Origin of the sequence: Shewanella halotolerans (assembly GCF_019457535.1) — a bacterium.
Lineage (GTDB): Bacteria > Pseudomonadota > Gammaproteobacteria > Enterobacterales > Shewanellaceae > Shewanella > Shewanella halotolerans.
Genome location: NZ_CP080417.1, coordinates 4,264,599 through 4,288,026, shown reverse-complemented (window position 1 = coordinate 4,288,026; position 23,428 = coordinate 4,264,599). Strand labels below are relative to the sequence as shown.

At 55.3% G+C, this 23,428-nt stretch carries 23 protein-coding genes; 13 read left to right on the top strand and 10 right to left on the bottom strand.

Going from position 1 to position 23,428, the window contains the following annotated elements:
- Nucleotides 1-387: 387 nt before the first annotated feature.
- From K0H81_RS18560 to K0H81_RS18545, 4 genes are all read right to left on the bottom strand, one after another.
- A complete protein-coding gene (locus K0H81_RS18560; protein WP_220059283.1) occupies nucleotides 388-1,602 on the bottom strand; it encodes a 4Fe-4S binding protein in 1,215 nt (404 codons plus the stop codon).
- Nucleotides 1,603-1,795: 193 nt separating this feature from the next.
- Nucleotides 1,796-2,413, bottom strand: coding sequence for a hypothetical protein (locus K0H81_RS18555; protein WP_220059282.1), 618 nt, complete (start codon nucleotides 2,411-2,413; stop codon nucleotides 1,796-1,798).
- Nucleotides 2,414-2,732: 319 nt separating this feature from the next.
- The gene (locus tag K0H81_RS18550) at nucleotides 2,733-3,383 is read right to left on the bottom strand and encodes a DUF2959 domain-containing protein (protein WP_144201590.1); all 651 of its coding nucleotides are present in this window, start codon (nucleotides 3,381-3,383) and stop codon (nucleotides 2,733-2,735) included.
- 24 nt (nucleotides 3,384-3,407) lie between these two features.
- Nucleotides 3,408-3,629, bottom strand: a complete 222-nt coding sequence (locus K0H81_RS18545; RefSeq protein ID WP_011867341.1) for a hypothetical protein — start codon at nucleotides 3,627-3,629, stop codon at nucleotides 3,408-3,410.
- A gap of 134 nt (nucleotides 3,630-3,763) precedes the next feature.
- Between K0H81_RS18545 and K0H81_RS18540 the strand changes: the two genes are divergently transcribed.
- The 5 genes from K0H81_RS18540 to K0H81_RS18520 all read left to right on the top strand — a co-directional run bounded on the left by K0H81_RS18540 (nucleotide 3,764) and on the right by K0H81_RS18520 (nucleotide 7,220).
- On the top strand, nucleotides 3,764-4,642 hold the full coding sequence (locus K0H81_RS18540; RefSeq protein ID WP_083764388.1) for a virulence factor BrkB family protein: 879 nt from the start codon (nucleotides 3,764-3,766) through the stop codon (nucleotides 4,640-4,642).
- Nucleotides 4,639-5,589, top strand: a complete 951-nt coding sequence (locus K0H81_RS18535; RefSeq protein ID WP_220059281.1) for an alpha/beta fold hydrolase — start codon at nucleotides 4,639-4,641, stop codon at nucleotides 5,587-5,589. The genes K0H81_RS18540 and K0H81_RS18535 overlap by 4 nt, the downstream gene beginning before the upstream one ends.
- A 127-nt stretch (nucleotides 5,590-5,716) precedes the next feature.
- A complete protein-coding gene (locus K0H81_RS18530) occupies nucleotides 5,717-6,280 on the top strand; it encodes a hypothetical protein (RefSeq protein WP_220059280.1) in 564 nt (187 codons plus the stop codon).
- 29 nt (nucleotides 6,281-6,309) lie between these two features.
- A complete protein-coding gene (gene dtd, locus K0H81_RS18525) occupies nucleotides 6,310-6,747 on the top strand; it encodes a D-aminoacyl-tRNA deacylase (protein ID WP_220043569.1) in 438 nt (145 codons plus the stop codon).
- 2 nt (nucleotides 6,748-6,749) lie between these two features.
- Nucleotides 6,750-7,220 carry a thioesterase domain-containing protein gene (locus tag K0H81_RS18520; RefSeq protein WP_220059279.1) on the top strand — a complete coding sequence of 157 codons (471 nt, stop codon included), beginning with the start codon at nucleotides 6,750-6,752 and terminating at the stop codon, nucleotides 7,218-7,220.
- Nucleotides 7,221-7,430: 210 nt separating this feature from the next.
- Here the strand turns inward: K0H81_RS18520 and K0H81_RS18515 are convergent, their stop codons facing one another.
- The gene (locus K0H81_RS18515) at nucleotides 7,431-7,994 is read right to left on the bottom strand and encodes a NapC/NirT family cytochrome c (RefSeq protein WP_220043567.1); all 564 of its coding nucleotides are present in this window, start codon (nucleotides 7,992-7,994) and stop codon (nucleotides 7,431-7,433) included.
- Nucleotides 7,995-8,388: 394 nt separating this feature from the next.
- Here K0H81_RS18515 and K0H81_RS18510 point away from each other — a divergent pair, with 394 nt between their 5' ends.
- The 6 genes from K0H81_RS18510 (at nucleotide 8,389) to K0H81_RS18485 (ending at nucleotide 15,487) form a co-directional block, all read left to right on the top strand.
- Nucleotides 8,389-8,847: a hypothetical protein gene (locus K0H81_RS18510; protein ID WP_220059278.1), complete on the top strand. Its 459-nt coding sequence runs from the start codon at nucleotides 8,389-8,391 to the stop codon at nucleotides 8,845-8,847.
- Between the two features lie 119 nt (nucleotides 8,848-8,966).
- On the top strand, nucleotides 8,967-9,404 hold the full coding sequence (locus tag K0H81_RS18505) for a DUF2057 family protein (protein ID WP_220059277.1): 438 nt from the start codon (nucleotides 8,967-8,969) through the stop codon (nucleotides 9,402-9,404).
- 105 nt (nucleotides 9,405-9,509) lie between these two features.
- Nucleotides 9,510-9,917, top strand: coding sequence for a hypothetical protein (locus tag K0H81_RS18500; protein WP_220059276.1), 408 nt, complete (start codon nucleotides 9,510-9,512; stop codon nucleotides 9,915-9,917).
- A gap of 271 nt (nucleotides 9,918-10,188) precedes the next feature.
- Complete coding sequence (locus tag K0H81_RS18495; RefSeq protein WP_011867331.1) at nucleotides 10,189-10,722, top strand: heavy metal-binding domain-containing protein; 534 nt, start codon at nucleotides 10,189-10,191, stop codon at nucleotides 10,720-10,722.
- Between the two features lie 23 nt (nucleotides 10,723-10,745).
- Complete coding sequence (locus tag K0H81_RS18490; protein ID WP_220059275.1) at nucleotides 10,746-12,335, top strand: efflux RND transporter periplasmic adaptor subunit; 1,590 nt, start codon at nucleotides 10,746-10,748, stop codon at nucleotides 12,333-12,335.
- Between the two features lie 8 nt (nucleotides 12,336-12,343).
- Nucleotides 12,344-15,487 carry an efflux RND transporter permease subunit gene (locus K0H81_RS18485; RefSeq protein ID WP_011867329.1) on the top strand — a complete coding sequence of 1,048 codons (3,144 nt, stop codon included), beginning with the start codon at nucleotides 12,344-12,346 and terminating at the stop codon, nucleotides 15,485-15,487.
- A gap of 70 nt (nucleotides 15,488-15,557) precedes the next feature.
- Here the strand turns inward: K0H81_RS18485 and K0H81_RS18480 are convergent, their stop codons facing one another.
- A complete protein-coding gene (locus K0H81_RS18480; protein WP_186300602.1) occupies nucleotides 15,558-15,710 on the bottom strand; it encodes a hypothetical protein in 153 nt (50 codons plus the stop codon).
- 159 nt (nucleotides 15,711-15,869) lie between these two features.
- On the bottom strand, nucleotides 15,870-16,649 hold the full coding sequence (locus tag K0H81_RS18475) for a VOC family protein (protein WP_220059274.1): 780 nt from the start codon (nucleotides 16,647-16,649) through the stop codon (nucleotides 15,870-15,872).
- A 126-nt stretch (nucleotides 16,650-16,775) separates the two neighbouring features.
- Here K0H81_RS18475 and K0H81_RS18470 point away from each other — a divergent pair, with 126 nt between their 5' ends.
- Nucleotides 16,776-17,189 (top strand): globin family protein, encoded by a 414-nt coding sequence (locus K0H81_RS18470; RefSeq protein ID WP_220059273.1) that lies wholly within the window; start codon nucleotides 16,776-16,778, stop codon nucleotides 17,187-17,189.
- 70 nt (nucleotides 17,190-17,259) lie between these two features.
- Here the strand turns inward: K0H81_RS18470 and mtr are convergent, their stop codons facing one another.
- The 3 genes from mtr to K0H81_RS18455 all read right to left on the bottom strand — a co-directional run bounded on the left by mtr (nucleotide 17,260) and on the right by K0H81_RS18455 (nucleotide 22,498).
- Nucleotides 17,260-18,516, bottom strand: coding sequence for a tryptophan permease (mtr, locus tag K0H81_RS18465; RefSeq protein ID WP_220059272.1), 1,257 nt, complete (start codon nucleotides 18,514-18,516; stop codon nucleotides 17,260-17,262).
- A complete protein-coding gene (plsB, locus tag K0H81_RS18460) occupies nucleotides 18,516-20,939 on the bottom strand; it encodes a glycerol-3-phosphate 1-O-acyltransferase PlsB (protein WP_144201618.1) in 2,424 nt (807 codons plus the stop codon). Before plsB ends, mtr begins: the two co-directional genes overlap by 1 nt.
- A 185-nt stretch (nucleotides 20,940-21,124) precedes the next feature.
- The gene (locus K0H81_RS18455) at nucleotides 21,125-22,498 is read right to left on the bottom strand and encodes a DUF4397 domain-containing protein (RefSeq protein WP_220059271.1); all 1,374 of its coding nucleotides are present in this window, start codon (nucleotides 22,496-22,498) and stop codon (nucleotides 21,125-21,127) included.
- A gap of 305 nt (nucleotides 22,499-22,803) precedes the next feature.
- Here K0H81_RS18455 and K0H81_RS18450 point away from each other — a divergent pair, with 305 nt between their 5' ends.
- Nucleotides 22,804-23,397, top strand: coding sequence for an FMN-dependent NADH-azoreductase (locus tag K0H81_RS18450; RefSeq protein ID WP_011867324.1), 594 nt, complete (start codon nucleotides 22,804-22,806; stop codon nucleotides 23,395-23,397).
- Nucleotides 23,398-23,428 lie beyond the last annotated feature (31 nt).

Here is a 23,428-nt window from a genome sequence, read left to right as displayed (position 1 = left end):
TTTTTAATTGTGTTTTGTGAGAGTCGGATGGAGGCGAATGGTTTTTGATTATTATCCTGCGATCTAGAGATTGGCTGAATTGAGGGTAGGATTTCAACCGTGGCCTATAGACTAAAGTGTTTACCAAAAACTAAAGCTCACTGTCTTACAAACAAAGGCAAGTCGAAGAGGCGTTAGATACCTAGTGTTTGCACATGAGCCCACCGCAGGTGATAGGTTGCGTTGAAGGTAAGGCTTTCAAACTGACTTTATAAATGCCAAATACGTTCCACTTACCCACATCACAAGTGATAGATAGCAATGAAGGTACGACCTTCAATTTCCGCTCAGATAACCACTCCCTCTGGGGCATCCCAAACCAAAAGGGTATCCCCTACCCAAAGGGCATCAATGCCCAATTGCCCCCAAATGTTGTATCAAATACATCCGAATCTCGGTCGGCGTCTGGCTGACCCAGAATCCCCCGACATAGGCGATTAGCGGGATCATAAACAGCAGCAGTAACAGCATGATGGTGAGGCCACGGGCGGAGAGCTTGATGCCGTTACTGCTGCTGAAGTGCAGCGCCTCCTGCTTAGGGCAGGCGGAGACGCAGCGCATGCAGGCCTGGCATTCGTCCGAGCGTACCGTGCCTTGTTGATGCACCTTGATGTTGGCCGGGCAGGCGCGGGTACACTTGTCGCAGTTCATCCCCTTGGTTTCGATGAGGCAGTGCTGGGTGCTACGGCGGATCTTAAACGGACTCAAGAAGCTGGTGAGGCCAAGCAGGGCGCCATAGGGGCAGATGTAACGGCAGAAGCCCTGGCGGCGCCAGGCGGCCAGCAGCAGTATGACGGCGAAGCAGGCCAGGGTGATGAGGCCAGGGGTGACGAAGAAGAGCGCCATCTTAAGGTCGGCTATCTTATGGTAGTTGCCCTCGAGATAGTGAGGAATACTCGCCGAAGGCATGCCGAGCACTATATAGAGCAGACCGGCCAGCAGCAGGTATTTGAGCATGCGCAGCGGCCAGTCGAGCCAGGCGGGCGGCAGCAGTTCACGCTTGATGAAGCGCTTTCTCAGCTTATACAGGTATTCGCCGGCGAGCCCCAGGGGGCAGGCCCAGCCGCAGAAGGCGCGCTTACACATCAAGCCCGTGAGGAGCACCACGGTGAGCATCACGGCGGCGGCCGGATGGTTCTGATCCCAGATGCCTAGGGTGAGGATCGCCTTGAGTTCTATGGCGCCGGCGATGGGCAGGAAGGCGTCGCCCACGTCGGGTCGAATCAGGTAGGGGGTGATGCCCAGCTTGAGCATGACGGCGTTGGCCGCGTACTGGATGCCAACCAGCAAGATGGAGAGCGCCAGCAGGTGCTGTATCCCCTCCCTGAGCGTGTTAGCGCGCACCTCCCCCTTGACGAAATCGCCTTGGTATCTGTGGGCGAGGGCCAGCACGCCGGCGGCGAGCAGCAAGGCGATAAACAGTGGCCAGTAGAGGGTGACCAGTGCCGCGCCCAGCAGGGAGGCAGCGCTTACCACGGCGCCCCAGCGTTTGCCGCTCCAATAGAGCAGGCTGCAGCTGTAGAGCAGGGCCAGTGTCAGGGTCAGGGATTCGATAAAACTCATTGCCAATAACCAGTTAGGAGGCGGATATAGGTGAGAGTCAAGGGCCGGGGAAGAGTTCTGACAGAGTTTCGCTTGTGTGCGCTGGCTCGCTAAAAAGCCTGATTGGCTGTGAATTTAGGTGATCTTGGTCCAAATGGCGTTAAAAAAGCGGGGATAAAAAAGGCTGACACTTAGTGCCAGCCAAAGGGAGAGGTTATTGGATGATGGCGCGGGCCTGCATCTGGTCGACGATGAAGCGGGTCAGTGCCTGAATGTTCTGTACCTCTGAGCCGCTATCTTTTGCATCTATGTCGGCCTGCCAGACGGTCTGCTTGGCCTGCTTGTCGTAGACCTGTACATGCAGTTTATGTTGGCCTGAACCCGCCCAGGAGATGAGTGAGCCAAGCTGAGTTCCGGCCCCCGGCTCGCCGCCGAGCATGTAGACCCAGCCGCGGGTCTCCAGATAGTCGTCGTAGCCGTAGTCGTAGCCCGCGTCGGTGACGCTGATGATAAGTAGCGCCTCGTTGGCCTGGCTGTCTGCGTAGGCCTTTAGCGCCGTCTCATCGGTGATCTTGGCGGTATCTGGCAGGCTCTCGAAGCTTGGGGTTGCGCTGATCTGATGTTGACCCAGATCGTCGGCTAACTGTCTTTCTACTATCTTGCGTGAGGCGGGATCCGTCTGAGCCGCCATCACCGTCAGGCTCTGATATTGCTTGTTGAGCTGGTCGCTCCGTTGCTCGGAGGCGATCTCGTGGGGCAGGCTGCTGCAACCCGTCATCATGACGATGCCGATACCGGCGGCGGTTAACATCTTGAATAGTTTGGCTGACATTGGTGTGTCCTCATCTAGCTGACTGTAGGCTGACTGACCGGTTTAATCGCGGCCTGTTATTTCGATGAGCTCATTGTATGTCGGTGCCGAAAACGTAGGATGGTAGAACCTTTAACCTAAACTATAAGCTTTGGCGGCAGCTTCTTGTGCTTGTGGCAGCGTCTTGTGGCAGCTTCTAGTGGTAAAGAGTACTGGCTGAAATAGGTGACACGTTTCGGGAGTGGCCGTTGTGAGCCAGGGGAAAGACTAAACGGGAAGCGATGTAACTGACGCGATGCGGTAAAAGAAAAGCCCTAACCAGGGTTAGGGCTTTAGGGCGTTACTTGTTGCCTTCCATCGACTCGATGAAGCGGTTGGACTCGGCAATCGATTTGTTCATCTCTTTGATCAGGCTTGAGATATCCGTCTGCAGGCTGGCAAACTCGCCCTTGATGGCGCCTATGGCCTGGGCGTTGAGGTTGTGCTTGAGGTAGAGCATGTTGTCTTTCATTGCGGTCAGGATGGGCGGCATCTTGCTCTCGGCGCGGCGCATGGTGCGTACCAGCTGCTCGTAGGAGCGACGGGTCTCGCGCAGCTTGGTCTCGCTGTTGCGGCGCAGGCTAGCCTTGCTGATCTCGCCAATCTCTGCCTGCCACTCGTCAAACAGCGCCTCGGCCACATCTTCTACCTTGTCGATACGGCTGCTCACCTCGTCGGCGGCCTCCTGTGAGGACTCATATTCATCTCTAGCCTTCTCGTAGGCACTCTGCAGATCGCCACCATCGTGGTTGAGCAGGGCCTGCATCTCTTCCAATGCCGAGCTAAATTGGGCCTGGGCCTCCTCTTGGGATTCCTTGGCGGCGTTGACCCTATCCACCATGATGTCGCGCTTATGGTAGCCCACCTTCTCCATGGCACCATAGTAGGCGCTCTGACAGCCGCTGAGCATGACGACGGCACCCAGGGCCGCTGCGGTGATGAGTTTTTTCATCCTGACGATTTCCTTGTTAGACGGTTAGTCGGCCTTGAATTTAGCGGCGTCTATGATGCTCCACAGGTGAGCAATACCGCCTATGATGGCGGGGACGATCAACCACCACAGGGCGTAGCCGACTATGGTGACGACACAGAAGAGGAGTGCCGCGAGTATGCGTCCTTGTACTAATTGGCCCAGGCCAGGGAAAAAGAAACTTGCGATGGCGGCAATCACGTTGCCGGCCGAACCTTGTTGGGACATCAATTTATTCCTTACACTTGTATCTAGTGTCTTTAAACTTGTAATCTTAATGTACCAAGATACGCAGTTAACCCTACTTGAATCAAGAGAATAACGTGATAAATAAAATAGATGTGAGCCTGCTTCGTTCGATCATGCTGGGTATCTGGCAATTCATGATACATCTAAAACAGCGTATCACGGAAGATCAGATAAATATGCGGGCGGGTCACCTGGCTTACGTTACCTTACTCTCTCTGGTGCCTATGGTGGCAGTGACCATGTCTATGCTGTCGGCCTTCCCCGTGTTTAAGGGGATACGCAGCCATATCGAGACCTTCATCTACGAGAATTTTATCCCCTCTGCCGGCGACAGCGTGCAGATGTATATCAACGAGTTTGTCGCCAACGCCTCCAAGGGCACGGCCGTGGGTATCGGCGCCCTGGTGGTAGTGGCTATTCTGCTGATCTCCAATATCGACAAGTCCCTCAACGGCATCTGGCGCACCACGGAGAAGCGCCCCATGGTGGTCTCCTTCTCTATGTACTGGATGGTGCTGACTCTGGGGCCTGTGCTGATGGGCGCCAGCCTGGTAGCCACCTCTTATGTGGTGTCGCTCAAGCTGTTTAGCGGCACAGATCTTAGCGGCGTGGTGCCCCTCTTGGTTGAGCGCCTGCCCATGTTCTTCTCTGTGGCCACCTTCCTGCTGATCTATATGGTGGTGCCCAATACCAAGGTGAAGTTTTTCCACGCCCTGCTGGGCGCCATCGTGGCGGCTCTGCTGTTTGAGCTGGGTAAGAAGGGCTTTGCGCTTTATCTCACCGAGTTCCCCGCTTATGAGGCTATCTATGGCGCGCTGGCGACCATCCCTATCCTGTTTATGTGGGTGTATCTCTCCTGGATTATCGTGCTGATCGGCGCCGAGATCACCGCCGCCATGCCAGAGTACCTCGACAAGCGTCTGATGGACTTGGTGAACAAGGAGCTGGCGGACGATGAGTCGGAGATCCACTTAGATGAGCATAAAAGGTGAGTCCCGCTAAGTCGCATCCGCTGATCCGTCAGGATTGGATCGATGTCGGCGAGGGGCACCAGCTGTTTCTGGCGCAATATGGTGATCCCCAGGGGATCCCTGTGCTCTATCTTCATGGCGGGCCCGGGGCGGGTTGTAACCCTCAGGAGTTGAGGCTGTTTATCGACCGCAGCTTTCATATCTATCTGCTGGATCAGCGCGCGGCGGGTCGCTCTAAGCCCTGCGGCGAGGTGGCTAACAACGACTTTCCCAGCCTGGTGAAGGATATCGAGCGGGTGCGTCACTGGGCGGGCATAGAGGCCTGGTGTCTGCTGGGGGGCTCCTTCGGCGCGACCCTGGGCTATCTCTATAGCTGCATCTATCCCGAGCGGGTGTTGTCGCAGATCTATTGGGGCATGTTTATTCCCTCTGCCGAGGGGATGGAGTGGCTCTATGGTCGTGGCGGCGCGGCGCAGATCTTCTCCAGCCAGTATCGCCAGTTTGCCGCTGGCCATGGCGATACCCTCGATAGCCTGTTTAGTCATTTCACCGATGGCTTTAATCATAGGGACGCCGAGGTGCGCCGCAACTGCGTGATGCGCTGGCTCAGTTGGGAGCTGGCACTGGCGGTGCCCGGTTTCGAGCTCAGTGAGGCCCTGGCCGAGCAAGGCGGAGCCTTGGCGAGAGTGGAGCTGCATTATGCCCGCAACGACTATTTCGGTGGTTATCAGCTGATGAAGCGGGTGGGCGGGGATCTCACCTGCCCGACCATCATATTGCAGGGAGAGCTAGACTGGGTCTGCCCCCAAAGGCTGGTGGATGAGTTTCTCGACAACCACGGCCCCAGGCTATTAAGGTCACGTCTAGTTAAGGGGGGCTATCATACCCTCGCCGACAACAAGATGTGCCGGGCGGTCGCCGAGGCGGTGACTCAGATGGGGCGTTATCTGGCCGCTGGCCGTTCCTAATCTATTGATGTCGTTGCGCCTAGCGTGGCGAGTAGTAATAAGCCTTAAAGAATAAGCAGTAAGAAATAAATAGTGAGTAAACAGTGAGTCGCGTAAGCCAAGCTAATAGCTAAAAGGAAGCTGAATCATGAAGAAGAGATTAACCGCCGTGTTGGCGCTACTGGTGTGCAACCAAGTGTTGGTGACTGAAGTGTTAGCGACAGAGCGCACGCCTCAGCCTGCGCCCGAGCGAGTCTATTTTAGCGGCATGAGCGACGAGCTGGCCGCCGATGCCCTGCTGGTGTCGCTGATCAACAAGAACTATCTGGCCAAGAAGGTGGGGCCTAACAAGGTGGGCGTACAGCTGGGGGATCATCAGTTTGTGTTGCAGCCGAGCCTGAACCCAGAAGGGATAGATCGCATCCTGGCCAGCCGTTTCTACGCGGTGAGCCCTAAGCTGGTGGGTACTCAGGAGCTGATGGTGCTCATCGGCACCCTTAACCATAAGCTCAACTTCGCCAAGTTCACCCTGAGGGAGGAGGGCAAGGTGATTCAGGTGCAGGGCGCGGCGACCTTCGTCGATACTCTGGAGCTGGAGGAGCTGCGCCGCTTCCTGATCTGGATCGACGATGCCTTGCTGCGTGTGGGTCAGGCGCTGCCTAACACCGCCGAGCAGCTGATCAAACCCATTCCCGTGATGCCGATGAATTAATTGAGAAAAGCATAGGAGTCGAGAGGCCAGTGATAGCCTTAATACAGAGAGTCAAACAGGCCAAGGTGGATGTGGATGGCCAAACCATAGGCGCCATCGACAAAGGCCTGCTGGTATTGCTAGGCGTGGAGCGTGAAGACGACCAGGCCAAGATGGAGAAGCTCGCCACTAAGGTGATGAGCTATCGCGTATTTAGCGATGAAGACGGCAAGATGAACCTTAACCTCAAGCAGGTGGGCGGCAGCCTCTTGGTGGTGTCTCAGTTTACCCTGGCCGCCGATACCGGCCGTGGCCTGCGCCCGAGTTTTTCTGGCGCCGGTACCCCGGAGCAGGCGAAGCAGCTCTATCAGGCATTTGTAGATTACTGCGCCGCCCAGGGAGTGCCTGTGCAGACCGGAGAGTTTGCCGCCGACATGCAGGTTAGCCTGATCAACGATGGCCCGGTTACCTTTAATCTGCAGGTGTGATCATGATGTCTAAGGCAGAAGAGCCAGAGCAGATACAGGCACTACTCGGGGAGCTGCTGCGCACCTGGCATCAGACTATCCCCGTCAGTGCTTTCATGCAGATAGCGCCCGAAGCCTATCAGGCGCAGACGCTGAGTGTGAGCGCGCCGCTGGCGCCCAACATCAACCTGCATCACACCATGTTTGCCGGCAGCATCTATACCCTGATGACGCTCACCGGCTGGGGCATGGTGTGGCTGCAGCAGCGCTTAGCCGGTGTCGAGGGCGACATCGTCCTTGGGCAGGCGGACATTCGCTATCTGGCGCCTGTGGGAGAGTCGCCCCAGGCGCGAGTTAGTTGGCCGGAAACAGACTTAAGTGTGCTGGGGCGGGGGAAGCGTGCCAAGGTGAAGCTGGAGGTGGCCCTATATTGCGGCGAGCAGTGCTGCGCCCAGTTCCAAGGCACCTATGTGAGTATGCCGAAAGTAGATTAATCCTGAGCTGGCCTGCTAATCACTCTGCCGCGTAAGAGACTGTTGCGTAAGAGACACTCTTACCTGAGGGGGTGAATACAAAGCCCCTTTCAGGCCACCTTAGATTTGCGGGCTAGGCCTCCGGGATAAATACGCTGACCGCCATATACAAAAAAAGCCTCACAGTGTGAGGCTTTTTATTTCGCGAATCACCCTAGGGTGCGCAGAGTCTTATCCTTTAGGATAAACGTGTGCAACGCCTTTGTGACAGTCTACGCAGGTCTTACGCTTGTCAGCTTCTTTCTTGAAGTTGTTGGCGTGCATTCTCTTCGCCATCTTCTTCATGGTTTCAGGCTGGTCTTCGTAGATACGAGTGTGACAGTGCTGACAGTTAGCGCTGTCGTTAGCGCGGAAGTATTTCAGCGCCAGGTCAGCTTGCTCTTTACGGTTTTCATCCAACCACTCTTGAGTGTTGAAGCCATCGATAGTAAGGAAGCCGTATAGATCTTTAGAAACGATGATCTTCTTGATCAGGTAGTCAACTGGGCCGTGTGGCAAGTGACAGTCTTGACATTGTACAGTCACACCTGCACGTCCGCCGCCGTGAGCCGACGCCATCACTTCATCTCTCAGAGAGTGATTGCTGTGGCAAGACATACAGAAGGCATCTGTACTGGTTGCATGTAAAGTTTGTTGTGTCGCAAAGTAGCCCACAACACCGACTACAATACCCACCACGAGTAGGGCAAATATTGAGTATTTCGCGCTAGGTTTGAATAGTGCACGCCAGTTCATCACTCTATCTCCAAAATAATATGTTTATTATATCTATTATATTTAATGCATCTCTGTAGCTGAGAGTATAACCAGAAGACGCCGCTTGATCTGGCTTTAAAACCGTAAAATGAGAGCTAGCTCTAACTCTATCTTACCTAAGCAAGATTTTATGAAATTGCTCATAATATATGCGCATTTACTAAAGTTATAGCAAAGACCATGACATGACAAGTTTGTCGGGAATTTTACTATTTCGTAATGATTTTGTTGGATTTTCGAGGGTAATTATCTATCGCTAATATGACGATTGTTCGCGAAGCCGGAAAATAATTTAATTGGCGGTGAACCTTTTTATGAGACGTCTGTCTATCAAGGTAATCCCGGTTCAATTTACGAGAATTTTATCTCTTATATGGCAGCTATCCTTGGCAAGTTTGTACTGATCATCGCCCTCCTGGGTCAGTTTATTCTGACACCAGCTATGGCTATGCCCAGCGCGCTCATGTCACTGATGCATGGTGGTCATATGGAGATGGCTCTCGACCAGGGCGATATGCGCTTAGCTCAGAAGATGAACCCTGAGATGGCGCCGTCAACCCAAGCCTCAGCTAAGCATGAGACTGGGATGCAGATGTCCCATCAGGGGAAGCCCTGCAAGATGTCTGGCGATGGCTCGCTGGTGGACTGCGAGGCCCTGTGCGCCGCCATGGGCCCTGGTGATTGCATGACCCACTGCGCATCGACCTTAGGTAACCTGAGCGCAGCCGTACCATCTTTGACCATTCAGCCTCTGTCTGGTCCTATCGTCATCTCTGGCTGGTCGCTGCAGACCGCCGATCTCACTCCCCTATCTCCCCCTCCCATTGGTTAATGGTTCGTCTTAAACCTGCGTAACGCACACGAACAATGAATCTGCCGCGCCGTTAACTCAAGTTGGCGTGGCCAAAGAATTAGCCAATTTGTCAGGCCTGTGCCTGATGGGAGTCGATTATGAAAACACGTCATTTCTTTAGCAGCCTATTTGCCGCCTTCGTTGCACTGACTTTAGTTAACACCGCCAGCGCCGCCAGCCTCACCCTACCCGATGAACTTCAGGTACAAGGCGCCGATGTTAAAGTGGGTCATGAGCAGAGCGTGCTCAGCCTGGATGCGGGTAAACAACTGGTCGAGCTGGTATATCGCGATATCTTTGCCGATAACGCCGACGATTCAGGCGCCTGGGTGACCTCAGAGCCCCTCTATCTTGCCCTAGATGTCAAAGGCGACGATGCCTATCGTCTGGTGCTTCCCGAGATAGTGACTCAGCAGGACGCCCAGGCCTTTGTCAATGCGCCTAAGGCCCGCCTGGTGTCACAAACAGGTCAACAGCAGGAATTAACCCTGATGAATCATCAACAACTGATGGAAAAGATCTGGTTAGCACAATAAGAATGCCTGAGGCGAAGGGCCTTGACTTGCTGGAAATGTGAGTTTTATCAAGGCCCAATCTTTATATCGTGATAGACTTGGACCATCTCATTATAGGGTTACACCATGCGTCGTACGCTTAGACACCACACATTAGTCATCTTTACACTGCTCGCGCTGTTGGGCCAGGTGTTGATGGCTAATGGCATGGCAATGGTCTCTTATGCGCAGGCGGATGAGCAGCCCATGATGCAGATGAATAATGGCGACGACTGTTATGATGACGACGCTATGATGCAATCTCACTGCTGCGATGATGAGCAAAATGTGCTTCCCGCTGCTCAGCATTGCTGTGAAGGCAAAGGATTTTGCAAGGGAGATTGTAACCACTGCGTGGTGATCTCTGTGACAGGCACGCTGTTTACCGTTACGCCCTGGCCTGGCGTAGCCGGTTCCGAGTCTATCCTGGCCACTCAAATGCCTCATTTCCACTCTATCTCTTTAGGCTCAGCCTTCCGGCCGCCGATCGCCTGATCTTCCGTGGCATCGTGCTGACGAGTGCCCGAGCTTAAATCGATAACCCCTTTTGTTTTATAAAGCGTTTTGCTAGGTGTATTGGCGTAATAAATCCCTCTGCCTTGGAGTCTTTCCATCTGCCGGGTACGCCTCAATATTTACTTCACTGATGTTTAACGAAAAATGAATTATATTAGCCGCATATTAATTAGCTTAATTTAACTGTTTTAGGCTTAAGTCGCGTAAGCGTTGCGCGTGTTATGCGGTCATCCTTTGATGGAGTCCATAGATGAAAACCCTGATCAGTCTGATTTTAACTGCGTTTATCTTTGTGAGTACGGCCCCAATGGCCTTCGCTGAGCAGCATCACGCTGCGGCGGCCGAACAAGGTTATGACTGCCCCATGCATCCCGAAGTGAAAGGCGCCAAGGGCGATACCTGTCCTAAGTGCGGCATGAACCTTGAGCCAGCGGCGCACCACGCCATGGCCAAACACCATGGCAAGGACTGCGACAAGTGTCCTCACCATCAGCATGCCAAGGCCGATAAGGCAGGCGGTTATGAGTGTCCTATGCACCCTGAGGTAAAAGGCGCAAAGGGCGATACCTGCCCTAAGTGTGGCATGAACCTGGAGCAGGCCAAGTCGGCTAAGGCAGGCAAGTCGTGTGACAACTGTCCTAAACATCAGCATCAGATGGCCAAGCAAGGCTATCACTGCCCCATGCATCCCGAAGTGAAGGGGGGGAAAGGGGATTCATGTCCTAAGTGTGGCATGTTCCTCGAGCCTGTGGCGAGCGCCGAAAGCGGCCACAAGCATCACTAGTACATGAGTGGAGATGAGGCATTATGAGTCAGGTAAATTCGAAAAACAGAGGCCAAAAGCTCGCTTATCTTTTGAGTCTATTTATGGTGGCGACCCCGCAGTTGGGTCATACCCAGGCGCTTGAGGCCAAGGCAAGCCAGGGCCATGAAGCCCATGTGCATCAGGCCGGGGAGAAGACCTATGCCTGCCCAATGCACCCTGAGGAGACCAGCCATGAGCCGGGCAGTCGTTGCCCCAAGTGCAACATGTTCCTGGTCGAGCAGGAAACCGATGCAAGCGAGACCAGTTTAACGGCAGGCCATGAGGTGACCTACGTCTGCCCAATGCACCCTGAGGTGACCAGCCATGAGCCCGGCAGCCGTTGCCCTAAGTGCAACATGTTCCTGGTGGCCGAAGAGGAAGAGGAGTCGACCAGTACTAAGGTTGAGCCCGAGATGGATCACAGCCAACACGATCCCCTGGCCCAGGCCAAGCCCGCGCCGCTCACCGGCGAGCCGTCGATCAAATATGTCTGTCCCATGCACGCCCACATCGTCAGCGATGTGCCCGGTACTTGTCCTATCTGCGGCATGAACCTGGAAAAGGTGGAGATGTCGGCAGATACCCAACAGATAGAGATAGATGTCTCTGGCAGCATGCAGCAGGCCCTGGCACTTAAGGTCGCCAAGGCGGAGAAAGATACCCTATGGAAGTTTGTCCAGACCGTGGGCCAGATAGGTTATGACGAGAGCCAGATCAATCACGTGCACGCCAGGGTCAACGGCTGGATAGAGAAGCTGGCCATCACCTCAGTGGGTGACAAGATCTCCAAGGGGCAGCTCTTGTATGAGATCTACTCGCCGGATCTGATCAACGCCCAGGACGATTACCTGCTGGCGCTGAGCAGCCTGCAGAGCTCTAAGGATAGCCGCAACTACCAGGATCTGGTGCGCAAGGCGGGGCTACGCCTCGAGCTACTGGGGATGAACCAGGCCCAGATCAAACAGCTGGCCAAGAGCAAGCAGACCCAGTACCGGGTGCCTTTCTATGCCAAGGCCGATGGTATCGTTAAGGCGCTGTCGGTGCGTGACGGCATGTATATTCAACCCGCCACAGAGGTGATGTCTGTGGTGGATCTCTCTAAGGTGTGGGTGATCGCCGACGTGTTCGAGAATGAACAGAGCTGGCTGGCGATAGGCCAACCCACAGAAGTTTCAGTGCCCGCCATGGACCTTAAGGGGATCGAGGGTAAGATCGATTACATCTATCCCGAGCTGGATCCCGTGACCCGTAGCCTGAGGGTGCGTATCGTGCTGGCCAACAATGAGGTGGCACTGCGCCCCAATACCCTGGCCAAGATAGAGATCTACGGCGGCCCGAATGAGGATGTGCTGGTGATCCCGCAGGAAGCCCTGATCCAGACGGGTAAAGAGAACCGTGTCATCGTCAAGCAGGGTGACGGCAGCTTCCTGGCCCGCAAGGTCACCGTCGGCATGATGTCTCAGGGCAAGGCGGAGATCTTAAGCGGCATCGAGGAAGGTGAACAGGTGGTGACCTCGGGTCAGTTCCTACTTGATTCAGAGGCGAGCCTGAAGGGCAGCCTGATGCGTCTTAGCAGCGGTCATCAGCACTAGGGGGCGCTATGTTAAAGAAAATTATCGAGGCCTCCATCGCCCAGCGATTGATGGTGTTGATCATCGCACTGATGATCACTGTCTGGGGCGTGCAGGAGCTGAGAAAGACTCCCCTGGATGCGCTGCCGGATCTGTCGGACGTGCAGGTGATCATCAAGACGCCTTATCCAGGTCAGGCACCTAAGCTGGTGGAAGAGCAGGTGACCTACCCTCTGTCGACCGCCATGTTGGCGGTACCCGGTGCCAAGACGGTGCGGGGTTACTCCTTCTTCGGTGACTCCTATGTCTATGTGATCTTTGAAGATGGCACAGATATCTACTGGGCGCGGTCGCGGGTGCTGGAATACCTGAGCCAGGTCAGCAGCCGCTTGCCCCAGGGGCTTCAGCCATCGCTGGGGCCAGATGCCTCGGGGGTGGGCTGGATCTACGAATATGCCCTGGTGGACCGCTCAGGTAACCTGGATCTTTCACAGCTCAAGAGCCTGCAGGACTGGTATCTCAAGCTAGAGCTACAGAGCGTGGCCGGGGTGTCCGAGGTGGCGACCGTCGGCGGCATGGAGCAGACCTACCAGATAGTAATCGAACCCGACAAGCTGGCCATCTATAAGCTGGATATTGCCGCGGTGAAGAACGCCATCAACAAGTCCAACACCGAGGCCGGCGGCTCAGTGATCGAGATGGCCGAAGCCGAGTATATGGTGCGCGCCAAGGGCTATCGTCAGACGCTGGATGACTTCAGGGAGATCCCTCTGGGGGTCACCAGTCCGTCTGGTACCGCTTTGCTACTCAAAGATGTGGCGACCGTGCGCAAGGGGCCTGCCTCACGGCGCGGCATTGCCGAACTCGATGGTGAAGGCGAGGTGGTCGGCGGCATTATCGTGATGCGCTACGGCGAAAACGCCCTGGCCACCATAGACGCGGTCAAGGCTAAGCTGGAGCAGCTCAAGGCGGGTCTGCCACAAGGGGTGGAGATCATTCCCACCTATGACAGATCTGAGCTGATCAACAAGTCGGTGGACAACCTGTTCCACAAGGTGATCGAAGAGATGCTGGTGGTGGGCCTGGTGTGTCTACTGTTTCTGCTCCATGCCCGCTCGACTCTGGTTGCGGTGATCACCCTGCCGCTGTCGATTCTGATCGCCTTCATCGTGATGAATAAGATGGGAGTGAACGCCAACATCATGAGCTTGGGCGGTATCGCCATCGCCATCGGCGCCGTGGTGGATGGCGCCATCGTGATGATCGAGAACATGCATAAGCATCTGGAGCACTTTAAGGATGAGTACCGCAGGGATCCGGACAACAAGGAGCACTGGCATATCGTCGCCAAGGCGTCCATCGAGGTGGGCCCGGCGCTGTTCTTCTCGCTGCTGATCATCACCCTGAGCTTCGTGCCCGTGTTTGCCCTTGAGGCCCAGGAGGGGCGCCTGTTTAGCCCGCTGGCCTATACCAAGACCTTTGCCATGGCCGCGGCGGCGATTTTGTCGATAACTTTAGTGCCTATCCTGATGGGTTACTTCATTCGGGGCAAGATCCCCAAGGAGACCAGCAACCCCATCAGCCGTGTGCTGATTGCCCTCTATAAGCCTGCGCTCAATATGGTGCTGCGCTTCCCCAAGATCACCCTGATGCTGGCGGTGATCGCCCTGGGCAGCGCCTGGTATCCTGTGACCAAGATGGGCAGCGAGTTCATGCCTGAGCTGGAGGAGGGGGATCTGCTCTACATGCCGACGGCTCTGCCTGGCATCAGCGCCAGTAAGGCGGCCGAGGTGCTGCAACAGACCGACAGGCTGATTAAGACTGTGCCCGAGGTGAAGCGGGTGTTCGGTAAGGTGGGACGCGCCGAGACGGCGACCGACCCTGCGCCGCTCACCATGCTGGAGACTACCATCATGCTCAAGCCAAGAGAGGAGTGGCGTGAAGGTGTGGATCTCCAAGGGGTTATCGACCAGCTACAGAAGACGGTCAAGGTGCCTGGCTTGACTAACGCCTGGGTGCAGCCGATCAAGACGCGTATCGACATGCTCTCTACCGGTATCAAGACCCCTGTGGGGATCAAGATCACCGGCGCCGACGTCAACGAGCTGCAGAAGGTGGGGGCCGATATCGAGGCGATCCTCAGCCAGCTACCCAATACCAAGTCGGCTTATGCCGAGCGGGTGGGCGGTGGCCGTTACGTGGATATCACGCCCAAGCTGGATGTGGCGTCACGCTACGGCATGACACTGACCGACATTCAGGACGTGGTGCGTTACGCCATCGGCGGCATGGATATCGGCGAGTCGATTCAAGGGGCCGAGCGTTACCCGATCAATCTGCGATATCCGCGGGCGCTGCGGGATAATATCGAGAAGCTCAGGGAGCTGCCGGTGATCACTAAGTCGGGTCACTATCTGCCGCTGCGCAACCTGGCCGATATCGAGATCACCGATGGCGCGCCTATGCTCAAGAGTGAGAACGGCCGCCTGATCTCCTGGGTGTTTGTGGATATTCAAAACACCTCCATCGGCGAGTATATCGATGAGGCCAAGTCGGCGCTGGATCAGCAGCTCAAGGTGCCACCGAGATACAGCTACAGTTTCGCCGGCCAGTATGAGTATATGCAGCGGGTCGATGCCAAGCTGAAGAAGGTGATCCCTATGGCACTTGGGGTGATCTTCATCCTGCTGATGATGACCTTTGGCTCGCCGCTTCAGGCCTCTATCATCATGTTGAGTCTGCCTTTCGCCTTGGTAGGCAGCACCTGGTTGCTGTTCGCGCTGGACTTCAATATGTCGGTGGCCGTGGCGGTAGGGATGATTGCGCTGGCCGGGGTGGCGGCGGAATTTGGGGTGGTGATGTTGGTCTATCTCAATAATGCCATCAAGCACCGTAAAGACACCGGCGGCTACGAGTATGTGGCGGATCTCAAGGAGGCCCTGATAGAAGGCGCCGTGATGCGTATTCGTCCCAAGGCGATGACGGTAGCGACCATCTTCTTCGGCCTCTTGCCCATCATGTGGGGCGCAGGCTCGGGTAACGATGTGATGCAGAAGATCGCCGCGCCTATGGTGGGCGGCATGATCACAGCGCCGCTGCTGTCGCTGTTCGTGCTGCCGGCCCTCTACCTGCTGATCTATGGTCGTCGCCTCAAGCACTCTGCCGAGGCTTGATTCGGATATTGATTAGTTTAGGTACAAAAAAGCACTGCAATCGCAGTGCTTTTTTTCTATCTGGTAACCGTTATTTCTGACAACGGCCGATGTTGGAGCCGGTTGAGCGTACTTTCTTACACTGCTGGCTAGCCTTGGTGCTGCCGTTGTCGGCGGTGGTTTCTGTATCTGACTCTTGGGTTGACGCACAACCGCTAAGTCCTATAACGAGAGTCGTCGCCATGATAGGCATCCATTTTTTAAGCATGGTTTACATCCCTGATTAGTAGTTAACAACATTGCCAAAATAAATTCGCAATGTTACGAACCTAACCAAAACAAAGGGTTAAAACAATGCCTGATCCCTATCCCGACTCAAGATTAGCGCTTTACTACTAGAGATTTAGGCCATGTTGAGTCTTATGACTGACAGAGTGCCGCCTTGAGGGTCGTTGATCACAGAGAAGCGTCCCACCTCGGGTATGTCCGTCGGCGGCACACACACCTGACCGCCTATCTCTGTAGCCTTGGCAACTGTAGCATCGCAGTTATCCACCATGATGTAGGGCATCCAGTGTGGTGGCATATCGCCCCACTCAGCCGTCATGGCCATCATGCCGCCGACGGCGCGCTCCCCCTGGAGCCATTCATAATAAGTGAAGTCTTCCATCTGCGACTCACGCACCTGCCAGCCCATAACCTTAGTGTAGAAGGCCTGGGCTCTAGCGGTATCACGACAACAGAGCTCGGCCCAGCAGAGGGTGTTTGCCTCGCCCATGCGCATAGAGCCGATATGGGCGCCGGCCTGCCAGAGGGCAAAGCTGGCGCCTTCGGGATCCAGACATTGGGCCATCTTGCCCGCATCGCCCACGCTGTGGGGACCTAGGATCACCTGGCCACCGTTAGCTATAACTGCCTCCAGGCTGGCCTCGAGATCATCGACGGCGAAGTAGATGCTCCAGTGGGTCGGCACCTTGTCGTCGATCATATTTTGCGGCAGCTGATACATGGCCCCTATGTCGTCATCTTCGATGGCAAACATGGTGTAGACACCGTCGGGGATCGGCATATCCTTAAGCTGCCAGTCAAACAGCGCACTGTAGAAATGTTTACCCGAGGCGGCCTCGTGACTGGCCAGTTCGATCCAACAGGGGTCGCCATGTTGATAGCTAGTAATCTTCATCTTTGAGTCCTTCCCTAATGAAAAATCTGTCGTGATATCAATTTAGTTAAGCCTGTTTTGCCATTTATGTCTATGCTGTGGGGAGAGTTATTGCGAAGAGAGAGTTATTCAGAAGAGGGAGTTTCGATGAGCCTGACGTCCACCCAGATAGATCTTGTACAAACTTCATTTAAACAGGTCGAGCCGATCAGCGAGCAGGCGGCGGCAATTTTTTACGATGCCCTGTTTCAGATAGACCCCAATCTACGGCCACTGTTTAAACAGGACATTCGTGCTCAGGGACGTAAGTTGATGGTCATGTTGAAGGCGGCGGTGGAGGGACTGACAGATCTCGACGCCTTGGTGCCTCAGCTGCATGAGCTGGCACGTCGCCACCAAGCCTATGGCGTTAAACAGTCCCACTTTACCCCTGTGGGTAATGCCCTGCTCTATACCCTGAAGACAGGTCTGGGAGAGGCCTATACCCGAGAGGTGCGCGAGGCCTGGGTGGCGGTGATTCATCTGGTGGCCGATACCATGAAGCCGCTGCTTGACAGGTAATTTGTAACTCTTTTAAAGAAAAAAGGCGCACATCGAGCGCCTTTTTCTGCTTAGGAGATAGTCCCTTAAACTAGCCGTACATGGGCAGCAGGTCTGCCATGGCAAGCAGGTGGCAGGCCGCGGTCAATAGGCCGTAGAAGATCACTATGGCGATAACTACTGTGCCGCCTGGCACCCTGAAACTCTGGCTGTCTGGGAACATCTGTCTGGCGCGATAGGCCATCAGGGCCGGCACTATGGCAGCCCACACTGTGGCGGCCAGGGCAGCAAAGCCTATGGCAATCAAAAAGCCGTTAGGGAACAGCAGACCTAACACAGTCGGTGGCAGGAATGTCACTGCCGCCGTCTTGAGGCGTCCGCTGCGCGACTCATCGAAGCCAAACAGGTCGGCGAGATAGTCGAACAGCCCCAGGGTCACCCCCAGGAAGGAGGAGGCGACCGCCAGGTTGGCAAACAGGGTCAGCATAGTGGTCAGCCAGTCGCTGGCCATCACATCCGAGAGCGCCGCAACCAGCACGCCCATGTTACCGCCCTGGGCAATCACCTCGACGAAGCCGCTGCGAGTGATGTTCCCCATGGTGGCGACCAGCCAGCACAGGTAGATCACGAAGGCGATGAGGGTACCTAAGGTGATCGCCTTGACGATAGTGCCTGGGTCCTTGCCATAGTATTTTACCAGGCTGGGGACGTTGCCGTGATAGCCGAAACTCACCAGACCGAAGGGGATGGCGGCCAGCATATAGGGCAGATAATTGGCCTCACCGTCGGGTACAAACAGCTTGGCGGGTTCCACCTCGATCAGCAGATTACCTATGGCGAGGAAGAAGGTGATGATCATCCCGCCCAGCATTATGGTGGTGATGCGATCCACCGCCTTGGTGCTGATAAAGACGATAATTGCCAGCCCCACCGCAAACACCAGGCCGGCAAAGCTCTGAGGCAGCTCTAGCCCTAAGCTACTCAGGCTGTGGTTGACGATAGAACCGCCGCCACTGATATAGGCATAGGCCAGAATATAGAGCACGAAGGCGATCGAGAGGCCGTTGACGATACGCCAGAAGTTACCCAGAGTATCCCGGGTGAGAGTATCGAAACTGGCACCCGGCTCATAGTGCAGGTTGGTCTCCAGTAGCAGCAGGCCAGAGACCAGCATGCAGAACCAGACGCCCAGCATCATGAGCACTGAGTAGCTAAACCACATGCCGGCACCGACCACCGGCAGGGAGAACATACCCGCGCCCACGGCCGTCCCAGCGATGATCATGGCGCCGCCCAGCAGCGACTTACCCGAGGCCTTATGCTTGGCCGCATTCATATGATTGGCCATTAGGCTTGATGCTCCGCGGCGACGCTGTCGACTATGGTTTGTCTAACCGAGCTCCGCAGCAGTCTGTTGGCCCGGGTGCGGATACGCTGAACATCTTCGCTGTGGCTGTCATCGGCCAGGTAACCCAGCTCCTTGAGCTTGACGCTCAGGGTGCCGTAGAGCTTCTTGTCATAGAATTCAGGAGCCGTGATGCCATGGAGTGCGCCCAGACGCTGTGCCAGTTGGTGGCTGTCGCTCTCGAGCTCTGAGCGCTCAATCTTAGGCGAGGCCGCCAGCAGGTTGAAGATGATGGCGTAGCGCTGCATGGTTTCGCTGATGGTACCGGCTAGCAGCAACAGCTGGTTGAGACCGTCTGGCTTGACGCTGAAATGCTTATCTTCGTCGATTAAGCCTTCGGCCAGCAGCTGATCCAGCAGCTGGTTCACATAGGTCTCGAGGTTATCGATCCCCATGAACAGCTCAGCCTGCAGCAGCGGGTAGAAATCTTTCACCGTGGCGATGATCTCGTCGCGGCTACATTCATCCTGGCGGGTCAGGCAGCTGGCGATCAAGGATGGGATCACCAAAAGATGGATGATGTTGTTGCGATAATAGGTCATGGCAATCGCCAGGCTCTCATCGATGGAGATGATGTCACCCAAGGGGTCGCTGTCCAGCTTGAGCTTCTTCAGCTCCAGGCCCTGGGCGATCAGCTTGGCGCCGTCGCCTTCGACCACAGAGGTGTAGCCCGTGTAAGGCACGCTCTTGAGCAGCGACAGATAGAGATCCAGTTGCTTCTCCAGCTGGCTGCGCTGCAGGGCATTCTGCTCAGAGGCCAACAGCACCAGGCTGGTCAGGGTGATAGAGCTGACGGCGGCGGCATCGTTGATGCGGGTCATGACGCGGTTAGCCAGGGTGTTGACCACTGGGGTCAGCCAGCTTGGCTTCTGCTCGGGATCCTGGGCCAGCTCTTCGCGCCACTCGGGCACCTGCTCATTGAGGTAGGTATGCAGGGTAATAGGCTCACCGAAGTTAACATAGCCCTGGCCGAAGTTGCCTAGCTTACGTATGGCACCAAACACCTGCCATACAGATTCTTTCTGCTTCTTCTTACCGCTCAGCTCCTTGTGATAGGTCGCTACCTCCATCACATGGTCATAGCCCAGATAGACGGGGACCAGGGTGACGGGGCGCTCGACGCCACGCAGCACGCTGTTGAGTGTCATGGCGATCATGCCCGTCTTAGGTGCCAGCAGGCGACCGGTACGTGAGCGGCCGCCCTCGGTGAAGTACTCCACCGAATAGCCCTTGGCAAAGAGCTGATCCAGGTATTCACGGAATACTGCGGTGTAGAGCTTGTTGCCGCGGAAACTGCGACGAATAAAGAAGGCGCCACCGCGGCGGAACATGGGGCCGGCGGGCCAGAAGTTGAGGTTAATTCCGGCGGCGATATGGGGCGGTACCATGCCCTGATAGTAGAGGATATATGAGAGCAGCAGGTAGTCCATGTGGCTACGATGACAAGGCACGTAGACGATCTCATGGCCGTCGTGGTGCAGCTGACGGATCTGCTCGGCACCCTTGATGTTGATCCCCTTGTAGAGCTTGTTCCACAGCCAGGTGAGGAAACGCTCGGCGATACGCACCAGGCTGTCTGAGTAATCTGCGGCGATCTCGTCTAAGTATTCCATGGCGGTCTCACGGGCCTTGGCCTCGGAGATCTTCTTGCTCTGAGCCTCTTCCAGAATTGCCTTCTTCATCGACTCGGATTTCAGCAGGGCGTGGAACAGGTTCTGGCGGTTAGGCAGTACGGGGCCTGTCATCACCTTACGTTGACGGCTGAAGTGCACCCTGGCCACGCGCGCCAGCTTTTGGGCGATGCGTTTGTCGGTGCCATGCTCGTCGGCCATGTAGCGCAGCGACATGGCATTGGAAAACTGCACGAAGTTGTGGCGGCCGAGGAAGAGGATCATCAGACACTTTCGTAGCCAGGTGGGGTTCTCTCGCTCCAGCACCGCGGCCTTCATGGTGTCATCTTCCTTGCCTGGAGTGCGGCCCCAGTAGAGGCTGACGGGCACCAGCTGAATATCCAGATCAGGATGTTTCTTGTGGGCGCTCAGCAGACGCGAGAAGCTGTCGAGGTAAAACTCGTTGCCTTCGCGCTCGCCAAATAGCGGCTTGGCTCCTTCGACACAGACGACTCGCGGCGCCTGTTCCCCCTCGACATCCAGCGGCTGATAGGGGCTGGGCAGGCCGAGTCGGTCGGTCACCTCGCTCAGGGCGGCGATGTCACTGATCGATTCTGTCTTCATCACATAGACCAGGGGTCTGTCTGAATCCAGGTTGAGATCGGCAAAGGGATCCTGAGGCACCACTATGGTGTGCACGAGTTTCTTCTGGATCCAACGTAAGGATTTAAACCAAAGAGAGTCTTGTTTGGACATTATTCTTTATGCATAGGAGTCATGTTTAATAACGCCATAGAATACCAGAAAATGAACACTAATCCCTAATTTGTCTGCTTTGATGCGACAGAGGTGGTAGGGGATCACTCTTGGTTGACTAAGCAGTAAAAAGCGCCCACAAAAAGGGGCGCTAGGCTTGATATTGCTAATGGGGGAGGGGCTTCCTACATCTCGGTGACAAAATCATCCAAGAGGATCACACCCAGAGGCGCGCCGCCGCCCATAGCATCAACAGCGACCGCACCATAGCGCCCGCCCGCGGCCAGGCTAATATCCAGAGGACCGATTGCGACTGTCTTGCTACCCGTTGGGGTGACGCTGACGACATAGTTTCCAGGGGCTACCGATAAACTGCCTGAGGCCGCTAAGAAGGGAATATCGCTCAACACTGGGGTTGCCGACGAGATATCGCTATCTGGGGTGAGGTAGATATCCACATTGCCAGCGGAATAACTTGCGTGAGCAATATTAATCTTAGCCTCAGTGGCGACACGTCGAGCCTCTTCCATCACTACCCAAGGCTTGATATCCATGTCGCCTAGGGAGCCTGTAGCCAATACGCTGTAGCTTTGACCCTTTTCCAGGGAAAGGGCGGCTTCATCGATAACCACCACGCTGTTATCTGCGTCTGCTGCAACTGTGACTGTGTGTGCGCCATCTGCGACATTGATATAGTCGGTCACTGATCCGAAGCTAAACATGTCGACTGCGGGCGTCGTGGCTCCATCGACAAATATATCGACCGCCGGAGCGTCTGCTACCGCATGAATTACCCGCAGATCGCTGCCGCTCATCTCATCGAGGAGTAACGCCTGCTGATCAGCCAGGGCGACTAGCAAGGCAACGGGTGAATCGCCGCTCCAGGCATTGGCAATCGCGGTAATGAAATAATCAGTATCGGCCATCAGGGGGATGGTTCCGGAATCGAACACCGGTGTCTTCTGTCCCGATGCTGTGATACGGATCTGATAGTCACTGGCGGGGACTTCTATCTGGGTGCTGGCATCGAGGAAGTTAGCTGATAACGTGGGCGCTGTGTCGCTAATGTCAGCCCCGGGTGCGGTGACGTACACATCGACCAGGCCGACGTCAGAGGCGCCGTGCAATACCTGAACTCGCGCATACCCAGCGGCGATATCTGCACTGGCATTGGCTACGAGTTTGAGTTGCAAGGTGTCGTCGCTCACCTTACCCAGCGCGATGGCCGTGTATTCCATGTCGGCAGACAGATCCAGGTCGGCGCCGAGCACTTCGAGTAAAGAACCGTCGGCTATCTGTGCATCGACATCTATGTCATACAGGCCGACGGGCACAGTGAGGAAACCACTCGATATGCCGTAGTCAACATCGGCAACCAGTTGGGCGTCGTTGGCTGTCACATTTACCTTGGGGGCATCTATGCCTGCATGGATGACGCGCACCTTGGCTTCGGCGATCGGCGTGGGAACTACATTGATCACATCATCCGAGTCATCATCGTTACAGGCGGTGATACCGAGCAGAGCACTTAGCATAAGTGCCGGATATATCCTCTTCATCAGCTTCTCCTTAACAAGGGTTGAGTTCCTAGTGCGTTACGACCCGAGTTGCCCAAGGGATCATTATGACTGCGCAACACTTAATGATTATTTTTTGCACGAAAAATAACCCGATATTAATTAGTCAGTTGTTCATGGCTTTGTCTGAGACTGAATGCTGTTGCAGCTGGCTGTTTGCTATTGCCTTTCTTTGTCTTTCGTTTTTTTAGAACGTTTTGTCGCATTTAATGCGCTTATCTTTCGGTTAAATGGTGGATAAACTGGCTTCAATTGGTTGTAACAGAGATTTTGAATTGGAGCAGATTATGGCAAAAGTACTGGTATTGAAATCAAGCATCTTAGGGGACTACTCACAATCGGCTAAGCTGATCGACCACCTGCAGCAACACTGGCAGGGTCAGGGCGCCGAGGTAACAGTCAGGGATCTGGCGGCGCAGCCACTGCCTGTACTCGATGGCGAGATCGCCATGGGGCTACGTGGCGGTGACGAGCTGAGCCCGCGTCAACAAGAGGTGTTGGCCCTGTCAGACGAGTTGGTGGCCGAGTTGAAGGCACATGACACACTGGTTATCGCCGCCCCTATGTATAACTTCAGCATTCCGACCCAGCTGAAAAACTGGATCGATCTGGTGGCCCGTGCCGGCGTGACCTTCACCTATACGGAGACAGGCCCTAAAGGCTTGGTAGAAGGTAAGCGTGCGGTCTTGGTAACCACTCGCGGCGGCGTACACAAGAATGGTGCGAGCGACCACGTGGTACCTTACCTCAAGACAGTGCTTGGCTTTATCGGTATCGACGAGGTGGAAACCGTTTACGGCGAAGCCCTCAACATGGGTCCAGAAGCCAATGAGCAGGGGATCAGCCAAGCCAAGCAGAGCATAGAGCAGCTGGTAGCTTAAGTTTTCGGACGCTAATAGCCCATGGTTTTCA

Excerpts from the sequence above, each read along its gene's own strand:
- K0H81_RS18560 (WP_220059283.1), bottom strand. The coding sequence starts at position 1,602 with ATGAGTTTTATCGAATCCCTGACCCTGACACTGGCCCTGCTCTACAGC.
- K0H81_RS18555 (WP_220059282.1), bottom strand. The coding sequence starts at position 2,413 with ATGTCAGCCAAACTATTCAAGATGTTAACCGCCGCCGGTATCGGCATC.
- K0H81_RS18550 (WP_144201590.1), bottom strand. The coding sequence starts at position 3,383 with ATGAAAAAACTCATCACCGCAGCGGCCCTGGGTGCCGTCGTCATGCTC.
- K0H81_RS18545 (WP_011867341.1), bottom strand. The coding sequence starts at position 3,629 with ATGTCCCAACAAGGTTCGGCCGGCAACGTGATTGCCGCCATCGCAAGT.
- K0H81_RS18540 (WP_083764388.1), top strand. The coding sequence starts at position 3,764 with ATGCTGGGTATCTGGCAATTCATGATACATCTAAAACAGCGTATCACG.
- K0H81_RS18530 (WP_220059280.1), top strand. The coding sequence starts at position 5,717 with ATGAAGAAGAGATTAACCGCCGTGTTGGCGCTACTGGTGTGCAACCAA.
- K0H81_RS18520 (WP_220059279.1), top strand. The coding sequence starts at position 6,750 with ATGATGTCTAAGGCAGAAGAGCCAGAGCAGATACAGGCACTACTCGGG.
- K0H81_RS18515 (WP_220043567.1), bottom strand. The coding sequence starts at position 7,994 with ATGAACTGGCGTGCACTATTCAAACCTAGCGCGAAATACTCAATATTT.
- K0H81_RS18510 (WP_220059278.1), top strand. The coding sequence starts at position 8,389 with ATGGCAGCTATCCTTGGCAAGTTTGTACTGATCATCGCCCTCCTGGGT.
- K0H81_RS18505 (WP_220059277.1), top strand. The coding sequence starts at position 8,967 with ATGAAAACACGTCATTTCTTTAGCAGCCTATTTGCCGCCTTCGTTGCA.
- K0H81_RS18500 (WP_220059276.1), top strand. The coding sequence starts at position 9,510 with ATGCGTCGTACGCTTAGACACCACACATTAGTCATCTTTACACTGCTC.
- K0H81_RS18495 (WP_011867331.1), top strand. The coding sequence starts at position 10,189 with ATGAAAACCCTGATCAGTCTGATTTTAACTGCGTTTATCTTTGTGAGT.
- K0H81_RS18490 (WP_220059275.1), top strand. The coding sequence starts at position 10,746 with ATGAGTCAGGTAAATTCGAAAAACAGAGGCCAAAAGCTCGCTTATCTT.
- K0H81_RS18485 (WP_011867329.1), top strand. The coding sequence starts at position 12,344 with ATGTTAAAGAAAATTATCGAGGCCTCCATCGCCCAGCGATTGATGGTG.
- K0H81_RS18480 (WP_186300602.1), bottom strand. The coding sequence starts at position 15,710 with ATGGCGACGACTCTCGTTATAGGACTTAGCGGTTGTGCGTCAACCCAA.
- K0H81_RS18475 (WP_220059274.1), bottom strand. The coding sequence starts at position 16,649 with ATGAAGATTACTAGCTATCAACATGGCGACCCCTGTTGGATCGAACTG.
- K0H81_RS18470 (WP_220059273.1), top strand. The coding sequence starts at position 16,776 with ATGAGCCTGACGTCCACCCAGATAGATCTTGTACAAACTTCATTTAAA.
- mtr (WP_220059272.1), bottom strand. The coding sequence starts at position 18,516 with ATGGCCAATCATATGAATGCGGCCAAGCATAAGGCCTCGGGTAAGTCG.
- plsB (WP_144201618.1), bottom strand. The coding sequence starts at position 20,939 with ATGTCCAAACAAGACTCTCTTTGGTTTAAATCCTTACGTTGGATCCAG.
- K0H81_RS18455 (WP_220059271.1), bottom strand. The coding sequence starts at position 22,498 with ATGAAGAGGATATATCCGGCACTTATGCTAAGTGCTCTGCTCGGTATC.
- K0H81_RS18450 (WP_011867324.1), top strand. The coding sequence starts at position 22,804 with ATGGCAAAAGTACTGGTATTGAAATCAAGCATCTTAGGGGACTACTCA.